Below are 22,035 nucleotides of genomic sequence, written 5' to 3' on the forward strand. Positions count from 1 at the left end.
GCCGTCATTTCGGGGGTTCGATCGGCCGGATCTCCACCGCGCAGATCCTCGCGTCGGGCCAGCGGGCGGCGATCTCCAGGGCGCGTTCCTCGGTGGCGCAGTCGATCACGCAGTAACCCGCCAGATGTTCCTTCGCCTCGATGAACGGCCCGTCGGTGATCATCGGGTCCCCGTCCCGCACCCGGACGGTCCTGCCCCGTGACCTGTCGGCCAGGGCGTCCCCGCCGGCCCACTCCCCCGAGGCGGTCAGTTCCGCCGCCAGTTTCCTGGCCTCGTCCATCAGGCCGTCCTGTTCCGCGTTCGACAGGACTTCCCAGGTTTCGGGATTGTTGTAGATCATCAGCATGTACTTCACGCGTGCGTTCCTCGCTGTCACGGCACCTGGAACGGGCATCTGTTCACAGGGTTGTCGAAGCGGTGGACGGTAGCAAGGCCCGCTTTTCCGGCGAAAGTGAAACGGCACTCCGGAAACGCCCGATTTCACCGTCTCCCTCGGTACGGCCGTCGCCCGTCGTGGGGCGGCGGCCGTACCCGGAGAGGGTCAGCAGGAGGAGAGCATGTCCTGCAGGGCGGCCTTCTCCGAGCTCTGCAGGGTCAGGTCGTAGGCCCACTTGACCTGGATCCAGGCCGAGGCGTAGGTGCAGCGGAAGCCGGGCAGGGAGGGCTGCCAGGTCGAGGGGTCCTGGTCGCTCTTCTGCTGGTTGACGTTGTCGGTGACCGCCCACAGCTGGGGACCGTCCAGGTCGTTGGCGAAGGCCTGCCGCTGGGCGGTGGTCCACGCCCAGGCCCCCGACCGCCACGCCTCGGCGAGCGGAACCATGTGGTCGATGTCGATGTCACTCGCGGCGGTCCAGGTGGCGCCGTCGTAGGGGGAGTACCAGCTTCCCGAGACCGCCGCGCAGCTGGAGTTGACGACCACGCCGGAGCCGTCCCGCTTGAGCACGGTCTCCCTGGTGTTGCACGTGCCGCTGATGGTGATCCAGTGCGGGAAGAGGGTGCGGCTGTAGGTGTCCTGGTGCGACTCGCTCTCCACGGTGAGCGTGTCGAGCCTGGCGGCGGCGGTGGACGGCGAGGGGATGCCGGGCGGGACGGCCCATGCCGTACCGGTGGTGAGGGTGGAGGTGAGGAGAACGGCGGTGAGGGCGGCGAGAGCCGCGGTGACGACTCGTCTCACGAGTGGCCCCTTCTGTCTCCCGCCCCGGCCAGTGGGAGGTCTGGGCTTCACGAGGCGGGAACAGACGGAACTTCTCAAGCGAGAATAACCACACAAATATCAGTGTTTGACGATGATATGGATATCGATTAGGCGGATAATGCCGCCAACCATCCAAAAAGGAACCTCTACCTGCGGCGACACCCGAAAAGGTCGTCGGACGGATGCCTTTTATCACCCCAAACAGGGAGCGAATTCCCGGTTAATCGATATTTCCGAGAAATACCCTCAATCGTCATCTCAATTTGAAACCCGATATATCAGCATCCGCTCGATGTCCGCCGCGACAGGGACGTGGCGCGCCCGGTCGTGCCAGGGGTTGTTACCGACGAGTAGCATGGACGGGTAGCCACCCAGCAACGAGGAGCGAACCCGTGCCTTCGTCTCGTGACGTCGTATTCGTCGACGGTGTGCGCACGCCCTTCGGCAAGGCGGGCCCCAAGGGTCTGTACGCCGAGACACGCGCAGACGACCTGGTGATCCGTGTCATCCGCGAACTGATGCGGCGCAACCCGAACCTGCCGCCCGAGCGCGTCGACGAGGTGGCGATCGCGGCCACCACGCAGATCGGCGACCAGGGCCTGACCATCGGCCGTTCGGCCGCCGTTCTGGCCGGGCTGCCCAAGACGGTGCCCGGTTACGCGATCGACCGGATGTGCGCGGGCGCCATGACCGCGGTGACCTCGGTCGCCGGGGGCATCGCCTTCGGCGCCTACGACGTGGCCATCGCCGGGGGCGTCGAGCACATGGGCCGCCACCCGATGGGCGAGGGCGTCGACCCCAACCCCCGCTTCCTCGCCGAGCGGCTCGTGGACGGCTCGGCCCTGGTCATGGGCATGACCGCGGAGAACCTGCACGACCGTTACCCGTCGATCACCAAGGAACGCGCGGACGCCTTCGCCGTCGCCTCCCAGGAGAAGGCCGCCAAGGCCTACGCCGACGGCCGCATCCAGCCCGACCTCGTCCCCGTGGCGACCCGCTCGGCAGAACGGGGCTGGGGGCTGGCCACCGCCGACGAGGCTCCCCGCCCCGGTACCACCCTCGACGGGCTGGCCCCGCTCAAGACCCCCTTCCGCCCGCACGGCCGGGTCACCGCGGGCAACGCCTCCGGCGTCAACGACGGAGCGACCGGCTGCATCGTGGCCGCCGCCGACGTCGCCGAGGAGCTGGGCCTGACGGCCAGGATGCGCCTGGTCTCCTACGCCTTCGCCGGTGTCGATCCGGAGGTCATGGGGATCGGCCCCATCCCCTCGACGGAGCGGGCGCTGCGCCTGGCCGGGCTCTCGGTCTCCGACATCGGCCTGTTCGAGATCAACGAGGCCTTCGCCGTGCAGGTTCTGGCCTTCCTCGAACACTTCGGCATCGCCGACGACGACCCCAGGGTCAACCCGTACGGCGGCGCCATCGCCTACGGCCACCCGCTGGCCTCCTCGGGGGTGCGGCTGATGACGCAGCTGGCCCGTCAGTTCGGTGAGCGCCCCGCCGTACGGTACGGCGTGACCACGATGTGCGTCGGCATGGGCATGGGCGGAACGGTCGTCTGGGAGAACCTCGCCTGGGAGGGCACGAAGTGACCGACAACGGAAGCAACCTCGAAGAACTGTTCCCCGACGAGGTCGTCACGAAGGCGATCGTCCACGACGTCGAGCTGCCCTACGGCGCCGGCCTCATGGCGCTGATCACCCTGGACAACGGCTTCGACCACACCAAGCCGTCCACCTTCGGCCCGGCGGGGCTCGCGTCGCTGGGCGAGGCGCTCGACGCGGTCGCGGCCAGGAACGACCTTGCGGCCGTCGGCGTCGTCGGCAAGCCGTTCATCTTCGCGGTCGGCGCTGACCTCAAGGGCCTCCCGGTGATCACCGGCCGGGAGCAGGCGCTGCGGATCGGCGAGCTCGGCCACCGGGTGTTCCGCCGCCTCGGCGAGCTGGACGTGCCGTCGTTCGCGTTCGTCAACGGCGCGGCCATGGGCGGCGGCCTGGAGATCGCCCTGCACTGCACCTACCGGACCGTCTCCTCCGGCGTGACGGCCGTCGCGCTGCCCGAGTGCTTCCTCGGCCTGGTGCCCGGCTGGGGCGGCACCCAGCTGCTTGCCCGCCTCGTCGGCCCGGCCGCCGCGATCAGGCTGATCATCGAGAACCCGCTCTCCCAGAACCGCATGATCAAGGGCCGGGAGGCCTTCGAGGCGGGCGTCGCCGACGCGATGTTCGAGCCCGCCGACTTCCTTGAGGAGTCGCTGCGCTGGGCGGCCCGGGTGCTGCGCGGCGAGGTGACCGTCTCCCGGACCGACCACACCGCCGGCGACTGGTCCAAGACCCTCGCCGACGCCCGCTTCCTGGTCGACATGAAGCTGCGTGGCTCCTCCCCCGCCCCCTACCGCGCCCTCGACCTGATCGAACTGGCCCGTACCGCCTCCCGCGACGAGGGTTTCGCCGCCGAGGACCGGGCCCTGGCCGACCTCCTCATGGGCGACGAACTGCGCGCGGGCCTGTACTCCTTCGACCTGGTGCAGCGCAGGGCCAAGCGGCCCGCCGGGGCCCCGGACCGGGAGCTGGCCCGCAAGGTCACCAAGGTCGGCGTCGTCGGCGCGGGCCTGATGGCCTCCCAGATGGCGCTGCTGTTCGCCCGCCGTCTTGAGGTTCCGGTCGTGCTGACCGACCTGGACCAGGACAGGCTGGAGCGGGGCGTCGGCCACGTGCACGCCGAGATCGACAAGCTGCTCGGCAAGGGCCGGCTGTCCGCCGACCAGGCCAACCGGCTCAAGGGCCTGGTGACCGGCTCGCTGACCAAGGACGCCTTCGCCGACGCCGACTTCGTGATCGAGGCGGTCTTCGAGGACCTCGGGGTCAAGAGGAAGGTGTTCGCCGAGGTCGAGGAGGTCGTCTCCGCCGAGTGCGTGCTGGCGACCAACACCTCCTCCCTGTCGGTGACCGAGATGGCCGCGGGCCTGCGGCACCCGGAGCGGGTCGTCGGGTTCCACTTCTTCAACCCGGTCGCCATGATGCCGCTGCTGGAGATCGTCCGGGGCGCGGAGACCGACGACGCCGCCCTGGCCACGGCCTTCACCGTCGGCAGGACGCTGAAGAAGTCGTCGGTGCTGGTCAAGGACGCGCCCGCCTTCGTGGTCAACCGGCTGCTCACCCGGTTCATGGGCGAGGTCATCGCCGCCGTCGACGAGGGCACCCCGCTTGAGGTCGCCGACCACGCGCTCGACGGGCTCGGCCTGCCGATGACCCCGTTCACGCTGCTCCAGCTCGTCGGTCCCGCCGTCGCGCTGCACGTCGCCGAGACCCTGCACGCCGCCTTCCCGTCCCGCTACGGCGTCTCGGAGAACCTCGCCCGGCTGGTGGCCGAGGGCAGGCCGGGGGTCTACGCCCCCGACCTGTCGCTGGACCCGCAGGCCACGGCCCTCTTCTCCGGCGGGTCCTCCCCCTCGACCGCGCAGGAGGTACGGCTTCGCGCCCTGCGCGCGCTGGCCGAGGAGATCCGTCTCATGCTCGACGAGGGCGTGGTCGCCGCGGCCCAGGACATCGACCTGTGCATGATCCTCGGCGCGGGCTGGCCGTTCCACCTGGGTGGCGTCACCCCTTATCTCGACCGTACGGGCGTCGCCGAGCCCCGTTTCCTTCCTCCCGGCGTCGCCTCCGTCCCGGCGTGACGCCTACGGTGGCCGTCCCGCACGGGGGCGGCCACCGCCGGGTGATCCTTGGGACGATCCGGTTGCGATCTTTGCCCGGGGGCGGGAGTGACCGGGAACAACGGATGGCATGAGAACCGCCAAGATCGTGTCCGCCGTCCTGACGTTCGCCGCCGCGGCCGCGCCGTCCGCGCTCTCCGGCGCGGTCTCCGGGGCGCTCCCCGCCTCGGCGGTCGTGCTGAGCCTGTCGGTCGGCGGCGGTCCCGCCAGGAGCGTCCTGCTGCGCTGTGGCCGGGCCGAGTCCCGCCCCTCCTTCACCACCGCCTGCGGCATGCTCGGGAGGTTCGGGGGCGACCTGGCGAGGATGACCTACGACGTCGACAGGATCTGCGGCCGGAAGCACGTGGCGCACGCCGTGAGCGCCTCGGGGACATGGGAGGGCAGGCCGGTGCGGTTCGAGCACACCTATGACAACCGGTGTGAGATGACGGCCCTCACCGGCCCGGTGTTCTCCTTCTGACCTGCTACGAGCCGGTCTCGGCCGAATGGGCGACGCGACTGTGGCGGTAGCCGTACAGGGCGTAGATGACGACTCCGATGATCATCCACACCACGAACCTGAGCCAGGTCTCCACCGGCAGGTTGAGCATCAGGTAGAGGCAGGCCAGCACCGACAGGATCGGCACCAGCGGTACCAGCGGCGTACGGAACGAACGCGGCAGATCCGGACGGGTCCGGCGCAGGATGACCACCGCGATCGAGACGACCACGAACGCGAAGAGCGTGCCGATGTTGACCAGCTCGGCGATCGTGGACAGCGGGACCAGCCCCGCCAGCACGGCCACGACGACGCCCATGATGATCGTGATCCTGGCCGGGGTGCCGAACCTGGGGTGGACCCTGGCCAGGCTCCGCGGCAGCAGGTTGTCGCGGGACATCGCGAACAGCACCCGTGACTGGCCGAGCATGAGGATCATCACGACGGTGGTGAGACCGGCCAGCGCGCCGACGCTGATGAGCGTGGCCGCCCAGGTCTGTCCGACGGCCTTGAAGGCGTCCGCGAGCGGCGCGGCCTCACTGAGCTTGGAGTACGGCTGCATGCCGACGACGACCAGGGAGACCGCGACGTACAGGACCGTGCAGATGGCCAGTGAGGCGATGATGCCGATCGGCAGGTCGCGCTGCGGGCGGCGGGTCTCCTCCGCGGCGGTCGCGACGATGTCGAAGCCGATGTAGGCGAAGAACACGATCGCCGCCGCGCCGAAGATGCCGAAGACGCCGAAGGCGACCGGTGTGACCCCGAACAACACCTGGATCAGCGGAGCGGCCAGGCCCTCGACCGCGGGCGTCTGCTGCGCCGGCGGGACGAACGGCGTGTAGTTCTCCGCGTTGAGGAAGAACAGCCCCGCGACGATGACCAGCAGCACCACGGCGACCTTGATCGCGACGATGATCAGATTCACCCGGGACGACAGCTTGACCCCGGCGACCAGGACCGCGGTGAGGATCAGCACGATCAACGCGGCCGGCAGGTTGAAGGCCGCCCCTTCCCCCGCGATCGCATCGGGCAGATGTATCCCGTAGGAGCTCAGCAACGACGTCAGGTAGCCCGACCAGCCGACCGCGACGACCGCGGCCGCCAGGGCCATCTCCAGCGTCAGGTCCCACCCGATGATCCAGGCGGGGAACTCGCCGAGTGTGGCGAAGGAGAAGGTGTAGGCCGAACCGGCGACGGGCACGGTCGAGGCGAACTCCGCGTAGCAGAGCGCGGCCAGCGCGCAGACGACTCCGGCCACCACGAACGACAACGCGACCGCGGGTCCCGCCAGGTCTCTGGCGACCCGCCCGGTGAGCACGAAGATTCCGGTGCCGACGATGACGCCGATCCCGAAGACCGTCAGGTCGAGCGCGGAGAGATCCTTGCGAAGCCGGTGCTCGGGGGCCTCGGTGTCCCTGATCGACTGCTCGACCGACTTTACGCGTAATACTCCTCTGGCACGTTGCGCACCCATGGGGTCCTCCTTGACCATCCACAGTCGCCCACCTTTATGGAGCAAGTCATGCCCAACCGATCAGTCGCTGAACGGTGATACTCGGGGTTCTTTAGGGGAAAATCCCGATGTCCGCCTGCCCGTCCAGAGGAAGCATGGGGTCATGCTCTTGGACACGCTGGGCCAGCTGGACCCATTCCTGGTCGGCGCGGTGCTGCTGGCGCTGCTCACGCTGGACGGTTCCCTGCTGATCGGGACCGTGGTCCCCGGGGACGCCGCGATCGTCGTGGCGGGAACCGCGCTGACCGGCCCCGCCGAGATCGCGGTCGCGGCGCTGGCCGGGGTCGTGGGCTGTTTCCTCGGCTCGACCGGCGGCTGGCTGATCGGCCGCCGGTACGGCTCGCGCGTGCGTCACAGCAGAGCGGGCCGGTGGATCGGCGAACGCCGCTGGAGCAGGGCCGAGCGGGTGGCCATGAGTGAGGGAGGCGGCCCCGCCCTGGCCGCCTCCTACTTCCTGCCGCTGGTCAACGGGCTGACCCCGGTCCTGGCGGGGAGCCTCGGCGTGCCGTACAGGAGGTTCATCCGCTGGGCGGTTCCCGGCAGCGCCCTGTGGGTGACGACCTATCTGACGCTCGGCTCCGTGGCGGGCACCTTCGCCCGTGAGCACCAGCACCTGCTGGTGCCGATCGCCGCCTGCGCCACCGTACTGGCCGTCGGCCTGTTCGTGATCGTACGGCGCAGCCGCGCCGCCAGGGCGGCCGTCTCACCGGCCGCCGAGGCGACGGCGGTCAGCGGGCCGGCTGGTTCTCCAGAGCCGGAGAGCGCCGCGCGACCGCCTCGGTGATCTGGCGGGCGATGTCCTGCGCGGTCAGCCCGATGTCGCCGAGGATCTTCGCCCGCTTCGCGTGGTCGAGGAAGCGCTGCGGGATGCCGTGGGTGCGGACCGGGACGTCCACGTCGGCGTCGCGCAGCACCCTGGCCACCGCGTCGCCGACGCCGCCGACCCGGCCGTTGTCCTCGACGACCACGACCAGCTTGTGCGCGCAGGCGGCCTTGACCAGGGCCTCCTCGTCGAGAGGCTTGACCCATCGCGGGTCGACCACGGTCGCCGAGATGCCCTGGGCGTCGAGCAGCGCGGCCGCCTCGACGCACAGCTCGGCCATCGGGCCGACGCAGACCAGCAGCACGTCGGAGTCGCCGCCCTGCCGCCCCTGGCGCAGCACGTCCATCTCGCCGAGCCGTCCGACCGCCTCGATCTCCGTGGACACCGGCCCCTTGGGGTAGCGGACCACGCTCGGGCCGTCCTCGATCGCGACCGCCTCGGCCAGCAGCTCGCGCAGGCGCGGCTCGTCACGCGGCACGGCGATCGACAGGCCGGGGACGACCTGCAGGATCGACAGGTCCCACATGCCGTTGTGGCTGGCGCCGTCGTCACCGGTCACACCCGCCCTGTCGAGCACGACGGTGACCGGCAGGCGGTGCAGGGCGACGTCCATGAGCAGCTGGTCGAAGGCCCGGTTGAGGAAGGTCGAGTAGAGCGCGACGACCGGGTGCAGCCCGCCGAGGGCCAGGCCCGCCGCGCTGGTCAGCGCGTGCTGCTCGGCGATGCCGACGTCGTAGAGACGCTCGGGGTAGGCCTCGGAGAACGGGATCAGGCCGACCGGGCCGAGCATCGCGGCGGTGATGGCAACGATGTCCTGGCGTTCTGCGGCCAGCCGTACGATCTCCTCGCTGAAGACGTTGGTCCAGCCGTGCGGCTTGGGCTTCTCCTCGCCGGTCAGCGGGTCGAAGGCGCTGGGCGAGTGGAAGCGGTCCTCGTCGTGGTTCTCCGCGAAGGAGTAGCCGAAGCCCTTCTTGGTCAGGACGTGCACGATGACCGGGCGGCGGAAGTCGCGGGCCTTGCGCAGCGCGGCCTCGACGGCCTGCTCGTCGTGGCCGTCGACCAGGCCGATGTACTTCAGGCCGAGGTCCTCGAACATCACCTGCGGGGCCAGGACGTCCTTGATGCCCTTCTTCACGCCGTGCAGCGCGTCGTAGACCGGGGAGCCGACCACGGGGACCTTCGCCAGGTTGTCCTTGACGAACTCCAGCATGTCCTCGTAGCGCTGGGTGGCGCGCAGCGAGGCCAGGTGCGAGGCGAGACCGCCGATGGTCGGCGAGTAGGAGCGGCCGTTGTCGTTGACCACGATGATCAGCGGCAGGTCCTTGTGGGCCGCGATGTTGTTGAGCGCCTCCCAGGCCATGCCGCCGGTGAGCGCTCCATCGCCGATCACCGCGACGACCGTGCGGTCGTTCTCGCGGCGCAGCCGGTGGGCCTTGGCCAGGCCGTCGGCGTAGGACAGCGCGGTCGAGGCGTGCGAGTTCTCGATGACGTCGTGCTCGGACTCGGCCTGGCTGGGGTAGCCGGACAGGCCGCCCTCCTGCCGGAGCCGGTCGAAGTCCGCCGCCCTGCCCGTGAGCATCTTGTGGACGTAGGCCTGGTGACCGGTGTCCCACAGGATGCGGTCGCGCGGGGAGTCGAAGACCCGGTGCAGCGCGATCGTCAGCTCGACCACACCGAGGTTGGGGCCCAGGTGACCGCCGCCACGCGCCGTCGAACTGATCAGCAGATCCCGGATCTCCGCGGCGAGCCGGGGCAACTCGTCCGCCCCCAGCGCCTTCAGGTCCCGTGGTCCCTTGACCGAATCCAGCAGACTGCCAGGCCGTCCGGTCCGCTCGCTCACGGAATCATCCCCTCTGTCGGTCAGCGTCAGAGCCGAGTCTAGTTCGCATGACGGACACCTCCCCCGGGGACGGCGATTCTGCACACTTTATCCACACTTGCAATACCCTTTGCCTCACCATGCGCACTTCCCCCTCCGGGCAACAACCATCACTCACCACCGCGATCACGGCATCTCTCCTGCTCGTGGTCGTCGGCGCCGTGAGTGCGTGCGCTCCCATCGGTCCCTTCACCGGCCCCCTCGGTGGCGCCAAGCCCGCCACAGCCGCCTCGGCCACCACGAACCTCAGCACCCCCGCGGCCGACTCACCGGCGGCCAAGCCGTCCCCCCAGCACTCCCGGCTCTCCGGGGGCGCGCAGCGGGAGGCGCCCACCGGGCGCGCCGCCGCCACGACCAGCCCCCTCTACCGGGTGCGTGGCGTCTCCTCGTCCTCACGGTGCCTGGCGGGGGGAATCCGCGAGGGAAGCGCCTCCTCGTACCGGACGTTCATGACCCGCATCACCCGCTGTCTCGACCGGGTGTGGAGGGCGCGGCTCACCGCCGCCGGCCTGCCCTTCTCCCGCCCGGCCCTGCGCTTCACCACCACGACCAAGGTGACCAGCCCGTGCGGGCGGTGGCCGGCCAAGGCCGCGGGGTTCTACTGCTCGACCAACCGCACGATCTACATCGGTGTGCTCCGCGAGGCGCTGAGCAACCCCTACCCGATCAACCACGCCCAGTTCATGGCCCACGAGTACGGTCACCACGTGCAGAAGCTCATGGGCGTCATGGACTACTACGGCAGGAGCGTCTGGAACGCCAGGCTCTCGACCAAGCTCGCCTTCTCCCGCCGCCTCGAACTGCAGGCCGACTGCCTGGGCTCGGCCTTCCTCCGCCAGGTCTCCGCCGACCTGTCCGTCGAGCAGGCCGACTGGGACTCGATCATCGAGTGGGTCACGGCCAACGGCCACAAGAACTGGATCAGGAACGACCACGGGAAGGGCCGCAACCAGGCCTACTGGATGCAGCGCGGCTTCGAGGTGGGTTCCCCGTCGGCGTGCAACACCTGGTCCGCCTCCGCGAGCACGGTCTCCTGACCTCTTCCGTCGCTTTCAGGATTTTTCGCGTTATCTCTTCGGATGCCTCTTATCTCAGCTTTCGGTCGTCTTTAAACCGCCCTCGGTCCGCCTATCAGGCTTAACATCCGATATCCTCCGTTTCGTTGACCATACCCACCAGGGGCATTTCGCTTTACCCCCCTCTTTACCTCCATTAAGGTTCGGGATCATGCGTATCCCCGCCATCTCCCTTGTTTCCGGTGTGCTGGCGAGCCTGCTGTTCGCCGGTACGGCCGGCGCGGCCCCCTTCGCGCAGGCGTCCGTGAGCAAGGACCCCACGAAGAGCAACCCGATCTACGACAGCGGGCGGTTCAGGATCAAGTCGTGCGACGAGCAGCCGACCCAGCCCGACGACCTCGACGCCGCCCGGGTCGACCTGGAGTTCCTGCTCGACTGCCTGAACACCGGCTGGGGAGACCATCTGACCGAGGCGAATTTCTCGTTCTCCAGGCCCAAGCTCGTCACGACCACCCGGACGGACCTGCAGACCGGCTGCGGCAAATACCCCAAGACCGCCCAGGCCGTCTACTGCCCGAACAACCAGAGGATCACCTTCCGGCTCGACCGTGACATCCTCTCCAAGCAGACAGAGCTGCTCCTGTTCGCGACGATCGCCCACGAATACGGTCACCACGTGCAGCAGCTCACCGGGATCATGACGTCGTATCTCAACCGCAAGTACAGGAACAAGGCGGCGGAACTCGACGCGACCCGCAGAATGGAGCTCCAGGCCGAGTGCTTCGGCGGCGCCTTCATCGGAAGCGTCTGGATGTCCCTCGGCCGCCGCAAGAGGGACCTGGACTACATGATCAAGGTCGCCATCGGCAACGCCACCCACGGCAAACACGCCAACATCGCCTACTGGATCCGCCGAGGCTTCGCCGCCGACTCCCCCGACGCCTGCAACACCTTCACCGCCCCGGCCTCCAAGGTCGCCTGACTCCGTTCATCTTCGAGGGGCGTCGTCCAGCCGGGTTCTGCCCCTCAGAACGGGACTGTTCGATCGGCATGCGCAGTCCTGCCTCTTGGCCTGGACACACGGATCAGGCCGGCCATGAAGGACGGAAGAACGGTCAGACTTGTCCTTCTGGTCTGTCAGGTGGTCCATGCCTCTTATCCACGTACTGTGCTCTTCGGCCGTGACACCGATGACGGCGTTTCCGGGGTTCGACCTCGTGACGAACTCCGGCTCTCCAGGATCAAGCGCCAGCTCCTGGGCCAGCCGGACGTCACCTGGCTGATCCAGACGCCCCGCCCCGGAGGGAGACGGCAGGAAGGTCCCGTCACGGTCGATCACCCCGTTCCGGCGCGCGACGTTCTCCCACTGCCGGTTGACCTCCCCGAGGTGATCCTCGCTTTCCTCGTCCACGGCCGCAGGGGGCTCGACCCCGGTTGAAATCACAAGCCTCCACGCGTCCTCCGGCCGCATCAGGCCTCCCGACGCCGTACGCCCAGCACGACAAGACCGGCTTTCTCAAGCCGAGAGTCACGCTCTGGAGGGTTGGCCGTTTCCGTCCATGAGTACCGCCGTGATGCCGAGCAGGAGAACAACGTCCTCTTCACCGCGGTTTCAAGAGCTCGAAGGTTCGGTCCTCACTCTCAAGACCGTTGGAGGGCGTGCTTACGAACACGACCCGGCCGCCGAGAAGGTGGTTCATTTGGCGACGACCCACCGGACCACCCGCAAACAGTCGATTCAATGTGTCGGCCCACGCTGTATTGCACCTTTTCAGCGGCCAGCCGGATCACCTGAAAAAATCACGTCCGCCGCGGTCACAATGTCGAGCCCGTGAGGGCACCAGGCCTTCAGCTGAGTCGTCTCCAGCCTTCAGGACCGGAGACCATGACCCTCAAAGACAGCGGAGATCCCAGAAGCCGCCGTCGTGATGGTTGTCCTGAAGTTCGACGATGATCCGCCGACGACCGCCGTTCTCCTTCGGATCGTCCATAGGAGAAGCAGGGGGACCGAAAGGTTCCCAGACGTTGACCGCCAAGTCACCCTCTCCGACAGGGGTGATTTTCGCGGTCCGATAGTACGTCAGCACCTCTTCGGCCGAGGCTTCCGTCTCGATCTCAAAACGAACGTGATAGTTGCACAGATCGGCGCCTGGTCTCACTTCGCTCTGTGGCTCGTAGTCCCCGAGATCGCTCCCCTTCGGCAGGGGGTAGCCCAGAGCCCGGTCAACCAGACCGGCCAACTGATGGTCGTGCATCCACGCCGGTGTCATGACGACCACGTAAAGCAGCAGAACCGGCGCGAGCACCCACACTGCACGACGAGGCCATCGCTTCCACGGACCCGACTCGCTTCGTTTCCCTTCCGAAGAGGCAACCAACGTCCCACCGCCCTTCCACGAGTACCCTCTTCCTCCTCATCTTCCCGCATCCTATGGCTTTTTCAAAGCCCTAACAGAATGAATCATCCAATAACGACCGGCGAATCACGCGGGCACGACAGGCACATGCCAATCAAGAATTTTCTCGCACGGTCACCGAATTGCACGTAACGGAAACCATGACCAACGGCTCATCATCAATCCTCAAGAAGGATGATCCATTCAAGCCCAAATACAGCTCCGCCCGTCGGCCTCTTCGCGAAGAAACCGACGGGCGGAGCTCACCTCACCTTAGGCACCTATGGACCACAGCAATCAGAATCCAGCTAAGGCATGAAGCGCGTTTCATCTTCTTGTTTAAGTGCAACCCAGTGAACGGGAAACTGAATTATCGTCAGGTCTGATCCAGGCTCACGATCAGAAGCGTCTCCGGCCTGGTCGACGCCTTGATCGCTTTGCTGATCCCGTCTGGATAGGTCCGGCGTTCCTCGGAGTAGAGCGGCTGGAAATCCAGATATACGCCTTTCCATGCGTTCGACCTCATCTCAACCCCTTCGGGAGCCACCTCCCTGACAACCACCCATTTGCGGTCACTCAAGAGATCACGGGCCTTGCGGGACGCATCAGGGCCGTTCACGCCCCCGACATCGATGACGAGCAGATTCGTGACTTCGATTCCCGCTCCATAGTCCCCTTCGTCGGTGTCCTCTCCCAGCACCTTGCCGATACCACGCACCTCGTCGAGGACAGCCGGATCGACTTGAGTCTTCCCAGAGAACACCCCGCACCCCGACGTAAGGAGGCATGCGCCAAGGAAAACCACAGCCACGCCGAGGAGCCGACCTGTTCGTCGCACGCTCCCACCTATGATCAAGAACATTTCCTTGCAGACACCGCCTCATATCATCTACGACCCAGAGCGCGATCCAGGGCTCTTTGGGTAGCCCTTCCGGAAACGTATCTCTCCGTCTCCGCCCCGTCTCGTTATCCCCGCTGGTGAGCTGCATCCCTTCATCATCCTTTCGAAACCGATGAGCCTTTCCATCCTCCTCACCAGGCATCTTCAGAACGGTCGGCTCAGGGCTGCCCGGCCAAACTGGAGCGTCCTGCGAACTACTCAGTGCTTGCCTGCGGGTTCAGGATGAAAAGCTCATTATTCAGCACAAGTAGCGCACCAAATCAAACCTTGCAAAAATTCAAAGCACAGCCCGTTCTCCATTAAATCCATGGGCTGGTGAGGCCGAAGTTTCGGCCCCACCAGCCCATGGAACAACCTCAACCGTGAAGTCACGGATTACCGGTAAGAGATCTCTATTTCAAGGACGGGGCTCTTTGGCCTATCCAAAAGAGATACCTGGACATATCTTTCGTCCACGACCTTGCCAGCTTGTGCCACACAGGCCGAGCACTCGCCTTCCGACTTTTCGTCCATCTCCCACCCGTCTTTCTTAAACCTCCCAAGGATATCTCCTACCGACATTGAACGGTCAGCCTCGAAAGACAGATAAACCCCGCTGACACCCGAATCGCAGCTATTGTTTTCTGAGATCGTTTCTGCAATATCTGGCGCCAGTAGCGCCAAAGTTGCGTCTTTCAGACTATTGGCATCCTTCTCAGCCTGAGCAACGCACCTCTTCTCGCGAGCGATGACATTGCGACCATCATCAGCACATCCGACAGCTAGCACGAATGCCAGAGCAACACAGATTGATACAGAGATAATTCTCGATGGCAAGGCTTACACCATCCTAAGAGATTACAGATTCCGATTACCAGAGCGTACCATCCTTATAGAGGCTTCTGGCAACATCGAAGAGCGACTGAGCGAAGAAGTAGTTCACCCCTCTTGGGGTTTGAACTCGTGCTACAAGTTCATCTTTATGCGCCTTCCCATACCTCCTCCCTACCTCATTGTTGTGAGGATCCCTCACTGAATCGCAGCGCCCATACCTACCTTTTCCTCCACAACCATCTGCAGGCCAGTGAGTCTCTTCGTGGATTTGACCGAACTCTGCGGCCTTTTTCTCTCCGATTACTATGGCCAGCACCGCCTGCCATATGAAGTGACGTACCGCATTCCTCTCCCCAGTCTCCTTTTTTATTCGGCTGTGAACATAGTTCCAGACTGTCTGAGTGATGTCTTTGGTAGCCTTGCAGATGTTGAAGTTCTTAAAGCACCAATCTTTTTCTTTTGGCGTTGGATCAAGTCCGTTCTGCCCCCCTGAAGGGTCATCCAGCTTAGAGGAGGAAGAAACAAGAACTATTGAACTGATCGATAGTTTCCCATGCTGTTTTGCCGGATAAAGATTCAGCAATGCTGACCAGAGCCGCTCAAGTTCGGTTTTGTTCCAGTCGGCTATCTCATAGAGGAGCATGTAAGCTTTCCGCGCTTCCTCGGTTGCATTCCAGAAGCGTTCTGGCGCCGGCCTACCGTTCTCTGTAAAGCCTGCCCTCTCCCCTTCTTCTGCCGAGAAGAGCGGCGGTATCCAGCCCAGCCCATCGTTCTCCACATTGACACGTCCGCCCGGAGTGGTGGGTTCCGGAGCATATCCGGGAATGATCGATATAGATCCAGACTGCGGAGAGTAAGCATCCGGGTAAACTACACGGTCGGGTATCCCGGAGATGCCCCATGAAGACGATGTATCCCGCGAGACGTGTCCGGTGGGATCAACGTTGCTCAGGGGAGCGGCATTACCGTAGGTGTAACGGTTGCCCTGGACCGATGGGTCCGGGTTGAGGGTGGCGGTGTCGCGGGAGGTGAAGGCGCCGGTGCCGGGCTGGTACCAGCGGGCGTTCATGTTGACCTTGCCGGTGTCCGGGTCGGTGTACTCGCCCTGATAGCCCAGCCCACGGGTGGCGCCGGTACGCTGGATGACCTGCCCGAACGGGTCGTAGGCCGTCGAGTCGGTCAGCGCGGTGCCGGAGAAGGTCCCCACCAGGTCGCCGTGCAGGTCGGTCATGGCGCCCACGGCGGTGGTGCCGCCCTCCTGCAGGCCAAGCAGTCCGCCGAACGGGTCGCGGCCGTACTTGGCCTGGACGGCTCCGACGCCGTCGGTGACGGCGGCGATGTCGTTGGTCAGGCCGGAGTAGACGTAGCGCTGCTGGTCGGTGCCCTTGCTGCGGGAGACAACCCGGCCTAGGGCGTCGTAGCCGTAGCTGACGTCACCGTCGGAGACGAGCCGGTCGAAGGCGTCGAAGGCCAGGTTGCGGGTGGTGCCCGCCTTGGTCTCGGTCGCCGTCGTGCCGCGGGGGGTGTAGGTGTAGTCGGTACCGTCCCCAGACAGGAGGCGGTTGCGTTCGTCGTAGGTGTAGGTCGTGGACCCGGCCTTGGTGCGGTTGCCCGCGTCGTCCCACTCGTAGCCGGTGACGGCGCCGCCGGGGGCGGTCCAGGAGGTTAGCCTGCCGGAGCGGTCGTAGGTGTAGGTGTTGGCGCCCGCCCCTGCGGTGCCGACGGTGGTCTTGCCGGTGAGGTTGTCGTCCTTGTCCCACCCGTAGGTGATCTTCGCCAGCTGGGTGCCGGAGCTGTTCTTCAAGGTGTGGGTGGCGACACGGTCGACGGCGTCATAGGTGTAGGCCTGGCTGTTGACCGTCCCCGCGGAGGTCTGGCTGGTCAGCCGGTCGGCGTTGTCGTAGCCGTAGGTCCAGGTCCGCCCGGTCACCGGGTCGGAGGCGGTGGCCAGCCGGTTGGCGTTGTCCCAGGTGAAGCTCGCCGTACCGGTCGGGTCCACCCGCTGGGTGGGGTTGCCCAGGTTGTCGTAGGCGTAGGTGGCGACCTGGGTGCCCGCCTTGGAGACCTTGGTCAGCAGGCCGCGGTCGTTGTACTCCAGGGTGTAGTCACCGAGCGTGGTGACCCGGCCCGCCTGGTCGTAGACGGCGTCACGGTCGGGGGTGGTGACCGAGGCTCCGCTGCCGGCCTGCTTGGTGACCTGGTTCAGCGGGTCGAAGGTGCGGTCGATGCGCACCCCGCCCGGCTGGATGGTGGACACCGCGTTGCCGCTCGCGTCGTAGGCGGTGGTCCAGGTGCGGTCAGCGGCATTGGGGTGGGCGGTGGTGGACGGCTCGATCACCGACTCGGCCAGGCCCAGGCTGTTGTAGGTGGTCCAGGTGGCGTTGCCCCGCCCATCGGTGACGCGGGTACGGGCGCCCGCGGCGTCGTAGCCGAACGTGGTGGTGATCGTCTTGGTGGCGGAGACCGGCTCGACCAGCGAGGTCAACCTGCCCGCCGCGTCGAAGGCGCGGGTGGTGACATGTCCTTCGCCGGAGGTCGTGCTGGTCGCGTTACCGGCCGGGTCGTAACCGGCGCTGACGGTGCGCACGGTGGCGCCGGTGCCGTCCAGGTCCTTCACGTCGGTCTTGCGGCCGGCCAGGTCGTAGACGGCCTCGGTGGCGTTGCCCAGCGGGTCGGTGACCTTGGTCTGGCGGCCCTGGATGTCGTAGGCGAACGTCGTGGAGTGACTCAACGGGTCGGAACTCGCGGTGACCTCTCCGGCGGCGTTGACCGTGAAGGTGGTGGTCTTGTTGCCCGGCGCCACGGATTTGGTGAGGTTACCGGCGTTGTCGTAGGTCAGCTTGGTGGTGTAGGACGCGGTGGTCGGGACACGCTCGATCTGCGTCTGGGTGATCTTCCGCCCCAGGTCGTCGTAGGTGGCCTCGCCCCGCGCCCCGGTCGGGCTCACCGTGGCGAGTTGCTCGCCCAGCAGGTCGAACTCCGACACCCACACCCCGCCCGGCCCGGACGATCCCGGGTCGGTCTGGCGCACCGGGCGTCCCAGCGCGTCATAGTCGGTCTTGGTGACATACCCTCGTGGATCGGTCGCCTGGGTACGGCGGCCCGCCGCGTCGTAGACGAAACTCACCGTCGGGGTGACCGCGCTGCCGCCCGGCGGGGTGTAGGACGGCGAGGTCACCGAGGTCAGGCGGCCCGCCTTGTCGAAGGCCGAGGTGATGGTACGGCCCTCGGCGTCCACACTGTGGGTGACCTCGCCCGCGGTGTTGTAGCCGGACGTGGTCGTCGGCCTGCCGTTGACGGCGGCCGCGCCGTTCTTCTCGATCGCCACCTGCGGCGCCTTGGTCTCCACCAGTTGCCCGACGATGTCGTAGCGCATCGTGGTGGTGAAGTCCGCCGCGGTGGCCCCGGAGACGTTACCCCGCGGATCGGTCTGCGACGTCAGCAGACCACGGTCGTCGTAGGTGCTGGTGGTGACCAGGTCGTCGGCGCCGTTCTCCACCGTCTGCCGGGTCACCTGGTTCAGGGTGTTGTAGACGTAGTCGGTGGACTCGGTGCGGGTGGTCCCGGCGCCGGTGAAGGTCTCGTTCGTGACGTTGCCGGCCGCGTCATAGGCGAAGGCGGTCTTGCGCTTGAGGGAGGCCGGGTCAAGCGTGGTGGAGGTCGTACGGCCCGCGGCGTCGTAGACGGTCTCGACGGTGGTCTTGCCGCCTCCGGTGATCTTCTTGGTGAGGTTTCCCGCCGCGTCGTAGGTGTTGTCCTCCAGCACCACGTCCACGGGGGTCGTGGAGCCGTTCAACCGCACGTCGTCGGCGGTCACCTGCGACAGTCGGTTGTCGGTGAAGTAGGTGTAGGAGGTCTTGCGGCCCATCGCGTCGACCTTGGCGCCCAGCCGCCCGGCCGGGTCGTAGGTGTAGGACTCCAGCACCTTGTCCTGTGGGGCCTGCGGGCTGACCGGGCTGCCGGTCCAGTTCTTCAGCGTCTTCGTGGCCAGTTCACCGCGGTTGGTGTAGCCGAACGTGGTCACCGTGCCCATCGGATCGGTCGCCGAGATGCGTGCTCCGATGTTGTCCCAGGTCGATTGGGTGACGCCGCCTTCGGGGTCGGTGACCGTCTTCAGACGGCCGTTCGTGTCGTAGGTGTAGGTGGTGGTGCGCGCCGCATCCCCACCGGTCACATCCGACAGGGTCTCGGTGAGCTTGTTGCCGTCGGCGTCGTAGGTGAAGGTCACCTTGGCGGTGTGGGTGACGTCGGTGACCTCGTTCTTCACCCCGGCCCCGGTCTGGGTGAGCACTCGGCCGAGCCCGTCGTAGGTGAACGTCGTGGTCACTCCGGCCGGGTTCGCCGTGGAGATCTCCTTACGGGAGGTCACCCTGCCGACCGCGTCATAGGTGAACGCGACGACCAGGCCGGACGGGCTGGTCGTCTCGGCCAGGTCCCCGGCCGCGGTGTAGCGGTAGGTCGTCTCGTTGTTCCTGGCGTCCTTGCCCGACTTCACCAGTCCCGCCGGGGTGAGACCTCCGCCGACCGCCGCCTCGGTGCCGTCGGTGTAGGTGTAGGTCACCGACCGGCCACTGGAGAAGTCCGGCGTCGCCGGGGTGGTCACTTTCGCCAGTTCACCGTAGGTGGTGTATTCGGAGGTGGTGGCGTAGGTGTTGTCGGTGGCGCTGGTCGAGCGGGCGTCCCGACCGGCGGTCACCTGGTCGTTGCGCGGGTCGAACTCGTCGCCGGTGTTGCGGTAGTAGGAGCGGTAGGTGGTCTGGCAGTTCCCCGCAGCCCGGCAGGTCGTGGCCGCGGTGATGTTACCCCGGGCGTCGTTGACCTGTTTGACGGTGTTGCCGTTGGGATCGGTGACCTTTGCCAGGAACCCGCCGGTGTCGTAGGTGTAAGAGGTGATCTTGCCGAGCTGGTCCTTCCGGCTCACCAGACGGTCACCGCGCCAGGCGTCGTGAGTGTACTCAAGAGAGTTGTTCTTGGGGTCGGTCACGATGACCGTCGCCTTGCCGGTGTTGGCGTTGTAGGTCTTGGCGCCGAGCTTCCACAAACCGCCGTTCTGGTCGGTGTGGGTCTTGAGCCGGTCGGTCACCGCGTCGTAGGTGTTGGTCACCCAGACCCGCCCCGACGCCTGGGTGATCTTCGTCAGCTCGTACGGCGCCGCCGCCTGCGCCGCGTAGTGCGCCTGCACCTCCTGCAGGGTCAGCGGCCGGTCGTACAGCGCCACTTCGTCGATCGATCCGGTGTAGGGCAGCCCGCCCGAGGTCGGGGCCGCAGGCCAGGTGCTGTAGTACTCTCCGGCACCGACGATGGCGTAGTCGATCCGTTTCGGACTCGGTGCGCCGGTCAGCACGCCGACCTGCTGGCCGTCGAGGTACATCCGCTGCTCGGTCTCGGTCAGGGTGAGCACCACATGGTGCCAGGCGTTGTCGTTGACCGTCCCGGACGAGGTGATCGGGGAGATCGGCGTGCCACTCTTCCGCTTGCGGAGCTGGCCGCGCAGTTTGCCGTCGGTGCCCACGTACAGCAGACCCTGCTCCTGGAACGTCCAGTCGTCGGTGAAGTTGGCCAGTGTCATCACGATGCCTGAGCCGCTGGTCTTGAACCAGGTCTCGAACGAGGCCGTGCCCTGCAGCCGGTTCAGGCTGTCACCGGGCAACTCCACACTGGCGGTGCCGTTGAAGGAGGCCGCGGTGTCGGTGGTGCCCGCCAGCGCGCCAGACTGGCCCAACGTCACGCTCTCGTAGGTTCCCTTGCCCGCGCCTCGGCCGGAGTCGGCGGCGTCCGTGCCGGTGGTCTCGTTCAGCCGCCAGTACCCCAACGGGTCGGAGTTGAGCACATTGGTGCGGTACAGCGATCCGGTGGCGTACTCGATCGTGGTGCAGTTCGGTGCCGCGACCGGTGCGCACACCTGGGTCAGCTGGTCCCCACTGTAGGTGTAGGTCCAGGTCAGGGCGGTGCCGTCGACCGGCGGGGTGGACACCGAGGCCACGCGGTCACCGCTGTAGGTGAAGGTCAGGAACCGTCCGCCCGGCGCGGTGACCTGAGTCAGCTTGCCGCCGGTGTCACGTTCCAGGTCCAAGGCGCGGTTACGGGCGTCGGTGATCTTCGTCAGGCGGCCCTGGGCGTCGAACAGATAGGAGGTGGAGGACTTGTCCATCAGCCGCCACCCACCGCCGCTCACTTCGCCGAGGGTGGCGTACATGCCGGGCGGCGGCTGGAAGGTCCCGTCCCCGTTGGCGGCGAACCGTACCTGTCGGCCGTCGGGGTAGGTCACCAGCAACGTGTCCACCGCGCCGCCCGTCTCGGGCTGGACCTTCATGTCGAAGCGGGTCGACCAACCGGCCCCGAACAGGCCGTCGCGGCGGGGGTCCATGCTGTTGTAGGAGCGCACGATCGACAGTGACGGTCCCGCGCCGGCCACCGTCGCGTCGGTGGCCGAGGTGGTGTAGTTCCCCGCCAACTGGTGGAACTCCTGACCGTTGACGCCCCGGGTGGCCAGCTGCGAGGTGATGGCGGGCTGACGCACCCCGGTGGTGAAGGTCCAGGTGCCGCTGGTGGTGGTGGCTCCGCTGTGGGCGTCCTTGATCTTCACCTCCCACCAGTACTGCTTACTCCAGGCCAGCTTGTAGGCCGTGGGCACCCGCCAGGTCGTCACATCCTCAGCCAGCTCCCCCGAGGACTGACAACCACTGCCGGTCATGTTCTCGTTGTCACAGATCTTGAAGGTGAACTGGACCGGGTAGTTGTCGTCGTTGCTGTGCCCCTCGACCACCAGCAACGGGGTACGGGAGTCCACCAGCATCTGATCCGTCGGGAACAACTGCGTCACCGACGGCGGCTGCCCCGTGGGATCAGGATCCACAGGCGGCGGGCACACCCCGTAGTCCGTCCAGAAGCCGCCGAATCCACCGCCGGGCGTCTGACCCACCGACTCCAGACGCGCGTGCCAGATGTGGCCGTTGTAGGCGACCACCGACCCCGCCGGATACAGGGTTGTCGAGTTGTAGTACGGATACGACGAACAGTAGTCAGTGAAGGTCATACTGCGTGCCTCGACCGGCAACGCCCCCTTCGGCAGCGCGGCCTTCCTCGCGACCGACGCCGCCACCTTGACCGAGGTGGCCGTCGCCTTCGCAGAGACCAACGAGGGCAACCCGGCCGCCGAACCAGACAACTGATCCGGGGTGTCAGGTAATCCTCCGGAAATGGTTACTTCCACGGCAGCCACGGGTAAGGCGCTGATCGGCACCAGGCCGGGAAGAACCGTAAATAAGATGAGAAGAATCCAGCGGGCTGATTTCCGCCATGACGGATT

16 protein-coding genes are annotated in these 22,035 nt (G+C 66.5%); 7 read left to right on the forward strand and 9 right to left on the reverse strand.

All coding sequences use genetic code 11. The features are described from left to right. Window positions 1–4 precede the first annotated feature (4 nt). Both ACIBVQ_RS20600 and ACIBVQ_RS20605 read right to left on the reverse strand, forming a co-directional pair. Window positions 5–346 carry a YciI family protein gene (locus ACIBVQ_RS20600; RefSeq protein ID WP_399179284.1) on the reverse strand — a complete coding sequence of 114 codons (342 nt, stop codon included), beginning with the start codon at window positions 344–346 and terminating at the stop codon, window positions 5–7. A 195-nt stretch (window positions 347–541) separates the two neighbouring features. Next, on the reverse strand, window positions 542–1,174 hold the full coding sequence (locus ACIBVQ_RS20605) for a DUF1524 domain-containing protein (protein WP_362775521.1): 633 nt from the start codon (window positions 1,172–1,174) through the stop codon (window positions 542–544). 413 nt (window positions 1,175–1,587) lie between these two features. On the opposite strand from ACIBVQ_RS20605, the gene ACIBVQ_RS20610 reads away from it, so the two are divergent. The 3 genes from ACIBVQ_RS20610 to ACIBVQ_RS20620 all read left to right on the forward strand — a co-directional run bounded on the left by ACIBVQ_RS20610 (window position 1,588) and on the right by ACIBVQ_RS20620 (window position 5,367). Next, the gene (locus ACIBVQ_RS20610; protein ID WP_362775519.1) at window positions 1,588–2,787 is read left to right on the forward strand and encodes a thiolase family protein; all 1,200 of its coding nucleotides are present in this window, start codon (window positions 1,588–1,590) and stop codon (window positions 2,785–2,787) included. Further along, complete coding sequence (locus ACIBVQ_RS20615; RefSeq protein ID WP_399179174.1) at window positions 2,784–4,868, forward strand: 3-hydroxyacyl-CoA dehydrogenase NAD-binding domain-containing protein; 2,085 nt, start codon at window positions 2,784–2,786, stop codon at window positions 4,866–4,868. Before ACIBVQ_RS20610 ends, ACIBVQ_RS20615 begins: the two co-directional genes overlap by 4 nt. Window positions 4,869–4,977: 109 nt before the next feature. Continuing rightward, the gene (locus ACIBVQ_RS20620) at window positions 4,978–5,367 is read left to right on the forward strand and encodes an SSI family serine proteinase inhibitor (RefSeq protein ID WP_399179176.1); all 390 of its coding nucleotides are present in this window, start codon (window positions 4,978–4,980) and stop codon (window positions 5,365–5,367) included. Between the two features lie 4 nt (window positions 5,368–5,371). On the opposite strand, the gene ACIBVQ_RS20625 is transcribed toward ACIBVQ_RS20620, so the two are convergent. After that, window positions 5,372–6,859: an amino acid permease gene (locus ACIBVQ_RS20625; RefSeq protein ID WP_362911604.1), complete on the reverse strand. Its 1,488-nt coding sequence runs from the start codon at window positions 6,857–6,859 to the stop codon at window positions 5,372–5,374. A 142-nt stretch (window positions 6,860–7,001) separates the two neighbouring features. Between ACIBVQ_RS20625 and ACIBVQ_RS20630 the strand changes: the two genes are divergently transcribed. Continuing rightward, window positions 7,002–7,682 (forward strand): DedA family protein, encoded by a 681-nt coding sequence (locus ACIBVQ_RS20630; protein ID WP_399179179.1) that lies wholly within the window; start codon window positions 7,002–7,004, stop codon window positions 7,680–7,682. Here ACIBVQ_RS20630 and dxs read toward each other — a convergent pair. Then, a complete protein-coding gene (gene dxs, locus ACIBVQ_RS20635) occupies window positions 7,627–9,561 on the reverse strand; it encodes a 1-deoxy-D-xylulose-5-phosphate synthase (RefSeq protein ID WP_362775511.1) in 1,935 nt (644 codons plus the stop codon). The two genes, ACIBVQ_RS20630 and dxs, sit on opposite strands and share 56 nt — an antisense overlap. Window positions 9,562–9,680: 119 nt before the next feature. Here dxs and ACIBVQ_RS20640 point away from each other — a divergent pair, with 119 nt between their 5' ends. Both ACIBVQ_RS20640 and ACIBVQ_RS20645 read left to right on the forward strand, forming a co-directional pair. Continuing rightward, window positions 9,681–10,637 (forward strand): neutral zinc metallopeptidase, encoded by a 957-nt coding sequence (locus ACIBVQ_RS20640; protein WP_399179181.1) that lies wholly within the window; start codon window positions 9,681–9,683, stop codon window positions 10,635–10,637. Between the two features lie 190 nt (window positions 10,638–10,827). Beyond that, the gene (locus ACIBVQ_RS20645) at window positions 10,828–11,598 is read left to right on the forward strand and encodes a neutral zinc metallopeptidase (protein ID WP_399179183.1); all 771 of its coding nucleotides are present in this window, start codon (window positions 10,828–10,830) and stop codon (window positions 11,596–11,598) included. A gap of 6 nt (window positions 11,599–11,604) precedes the next feature. Here ACIBVQ_RS20645 and ACIBVQ_RS20650 read toward each other — a convergent pair whose 3' ends face one another. From ACIBVQ_RS20650 to ACIBVQ_RS20670, 5 genes are all read right to left on the reverse strand, one after another. Then, window positions 11,605–12,087 (reverse strand): hypothetical protein, encoded by a 483-nt coding sequence (locus tag ACIBVQ_RS20650; protein ID WP_399179185.1) that lies wholly within the window; start codon window positions 12,085–12,087, stop codon window positions 11,605–11,607. 421 nt (window positions 12,088–12,508) lie between these two features. Then, window positions 12,509–12,928 carry a hypothetical protein gene (locus tag ACIBVQ_RS20655; RefSeq protein WP_352011290.1) on the reverse strand — a complete coding sequence of 140 codons (420 nt, stop codon included), beginning with the start codon at window positions 12,926–12,928 and terminating at the stop codon, window positions 12,509–12,511. A gap of 460 nt (window positions 12,929–13,388) precedes the next feature. Beyond that, complete coding sequence (locus ACIBVQ_RS20660) at window positions 13,389–13,874, reverse strand: hypothetical protein (RefSeq protein WP_399179188.1); 486 nt, start codon at window positions 13,872–13,874, stop codon at window positions 13,389–13,391. A gap of 414 nt (window positions 13,875–14,288) precedes the next feature. Beyond that, on the reverse strand, window positions 14,289–14,681 hold the full coding sequence (locus ACIBVQ_RS20665) for a hypothetical protein (protein WP_362775500.1): 393 nt from the start codon (window positions 14,679–14,681) through the stop codon (window positions 14,289–14,291). Between the two features lie 82 nt (window positions 14,682–14,763). Beyond that, entirely contained in the window at window positions 14,764–21,762 is a 6,999-nt protein-coding gene (locus ACIBVQ_RS20670) for a LamG-like jellyroll fold domain-containing protein (RefSeq protein WP_399179190.1), read from the reverse strand. On the opposite strand from ACIBVQ_RS20670, the gene ACIBVQ_RS20675 reads away from it, so the two are divergent. After that, window positions 21,752–21,898, forward strand: coding sequence for a hypothetical protein (locus ACIBVQ_RS20675; RefSeq protein WP_399179192.1), 147 nt, complete (start codon window positions 21,752–21,754; stop codon window positions 21,896–21,898). The two genes, ACIBVQ_RS20670 and ACIBVQ_RS20675, sit on opposite strands and share 11 nt — an antisense overlap. Window positions 21,899–22,035 lie beyond the last annotated feature (137 nt).

Source organism: Streptosporangium sp. NPDC049376 (genome assembly GCF_044466505.1).
In the GTDB taxonomy this organism is placed as follows: domain Bacteria; phylum Actinomycetota; class Actinomycetes; order Streptosporangiales; family Streptosporangiaceae; genus Streptosporangium.

Coding starts and splice junctions, on each gene's coding strand:
- ACIBVQ_RS20670 (WP_399179190.1), bottom strand. CDS start 21,762: ATGACCTTCACTGACTACTGTTCGTCGTATCCGTACTACAACTCGACA.
- ACIBVQ_RS20650 (WP_399179185.1), bottom strand. CDS start 12,087: ATGCGGCCGGAGGACGCGTGGAGGCTTGTGATTTCAACCGGGGTCGAG.
- ACIBVQ_RS20660 (WP_399179188.1), bottom strand. CDS start 13,874: ATGTTCTTGATCATAGGTGGGAGCGTGCGACGAACAGGTCGGCTCCTC.
- ACIBVQ_RS20645 (WP_399179183.1), top strand. CDS start 10,828: ATGCGTATCCCCGCCATCTCCCTTGTTTCCGGTGTGCTGGCGAGCCTG.
- ACIBVQ_RS20600 (WP_399179284.1), bottom strand. CDS start 346: ATGCTGATGATCTACAACAATCCCGAAACCTGGGAAGTCCTGTCGAAC.
- ACIBVQ_RS20620 (WP_399179176.1), top strand. CDS start 4,978: ATGAGAACCGCCAAGATCGTGTCCGCCGTCCTGACGTTCGCCGCCGCG.
- ACIBVQ_RS20640 (WP_399179181.1), top strand. CDS start 9,681: ATGCGCACTTCCCCCTCCGGGCAACAACCATCACTCACCACCGCGATC.
- ACIBVQ_RS20625 (WP_362911604.1), bottom strand. CDS start 6,859: ATGGGTGCGCAACGTGCCAGAGGAGTATTACGCGTAAAGTCGGTCGAG.
- ACIBVQ_RS20630 (WP_399179179.1), top strand. CDS start 7,002: ATGCTCTTGGACACGCTGGGCCAGCTGGACCCATTCCTGGTCGGCGCG.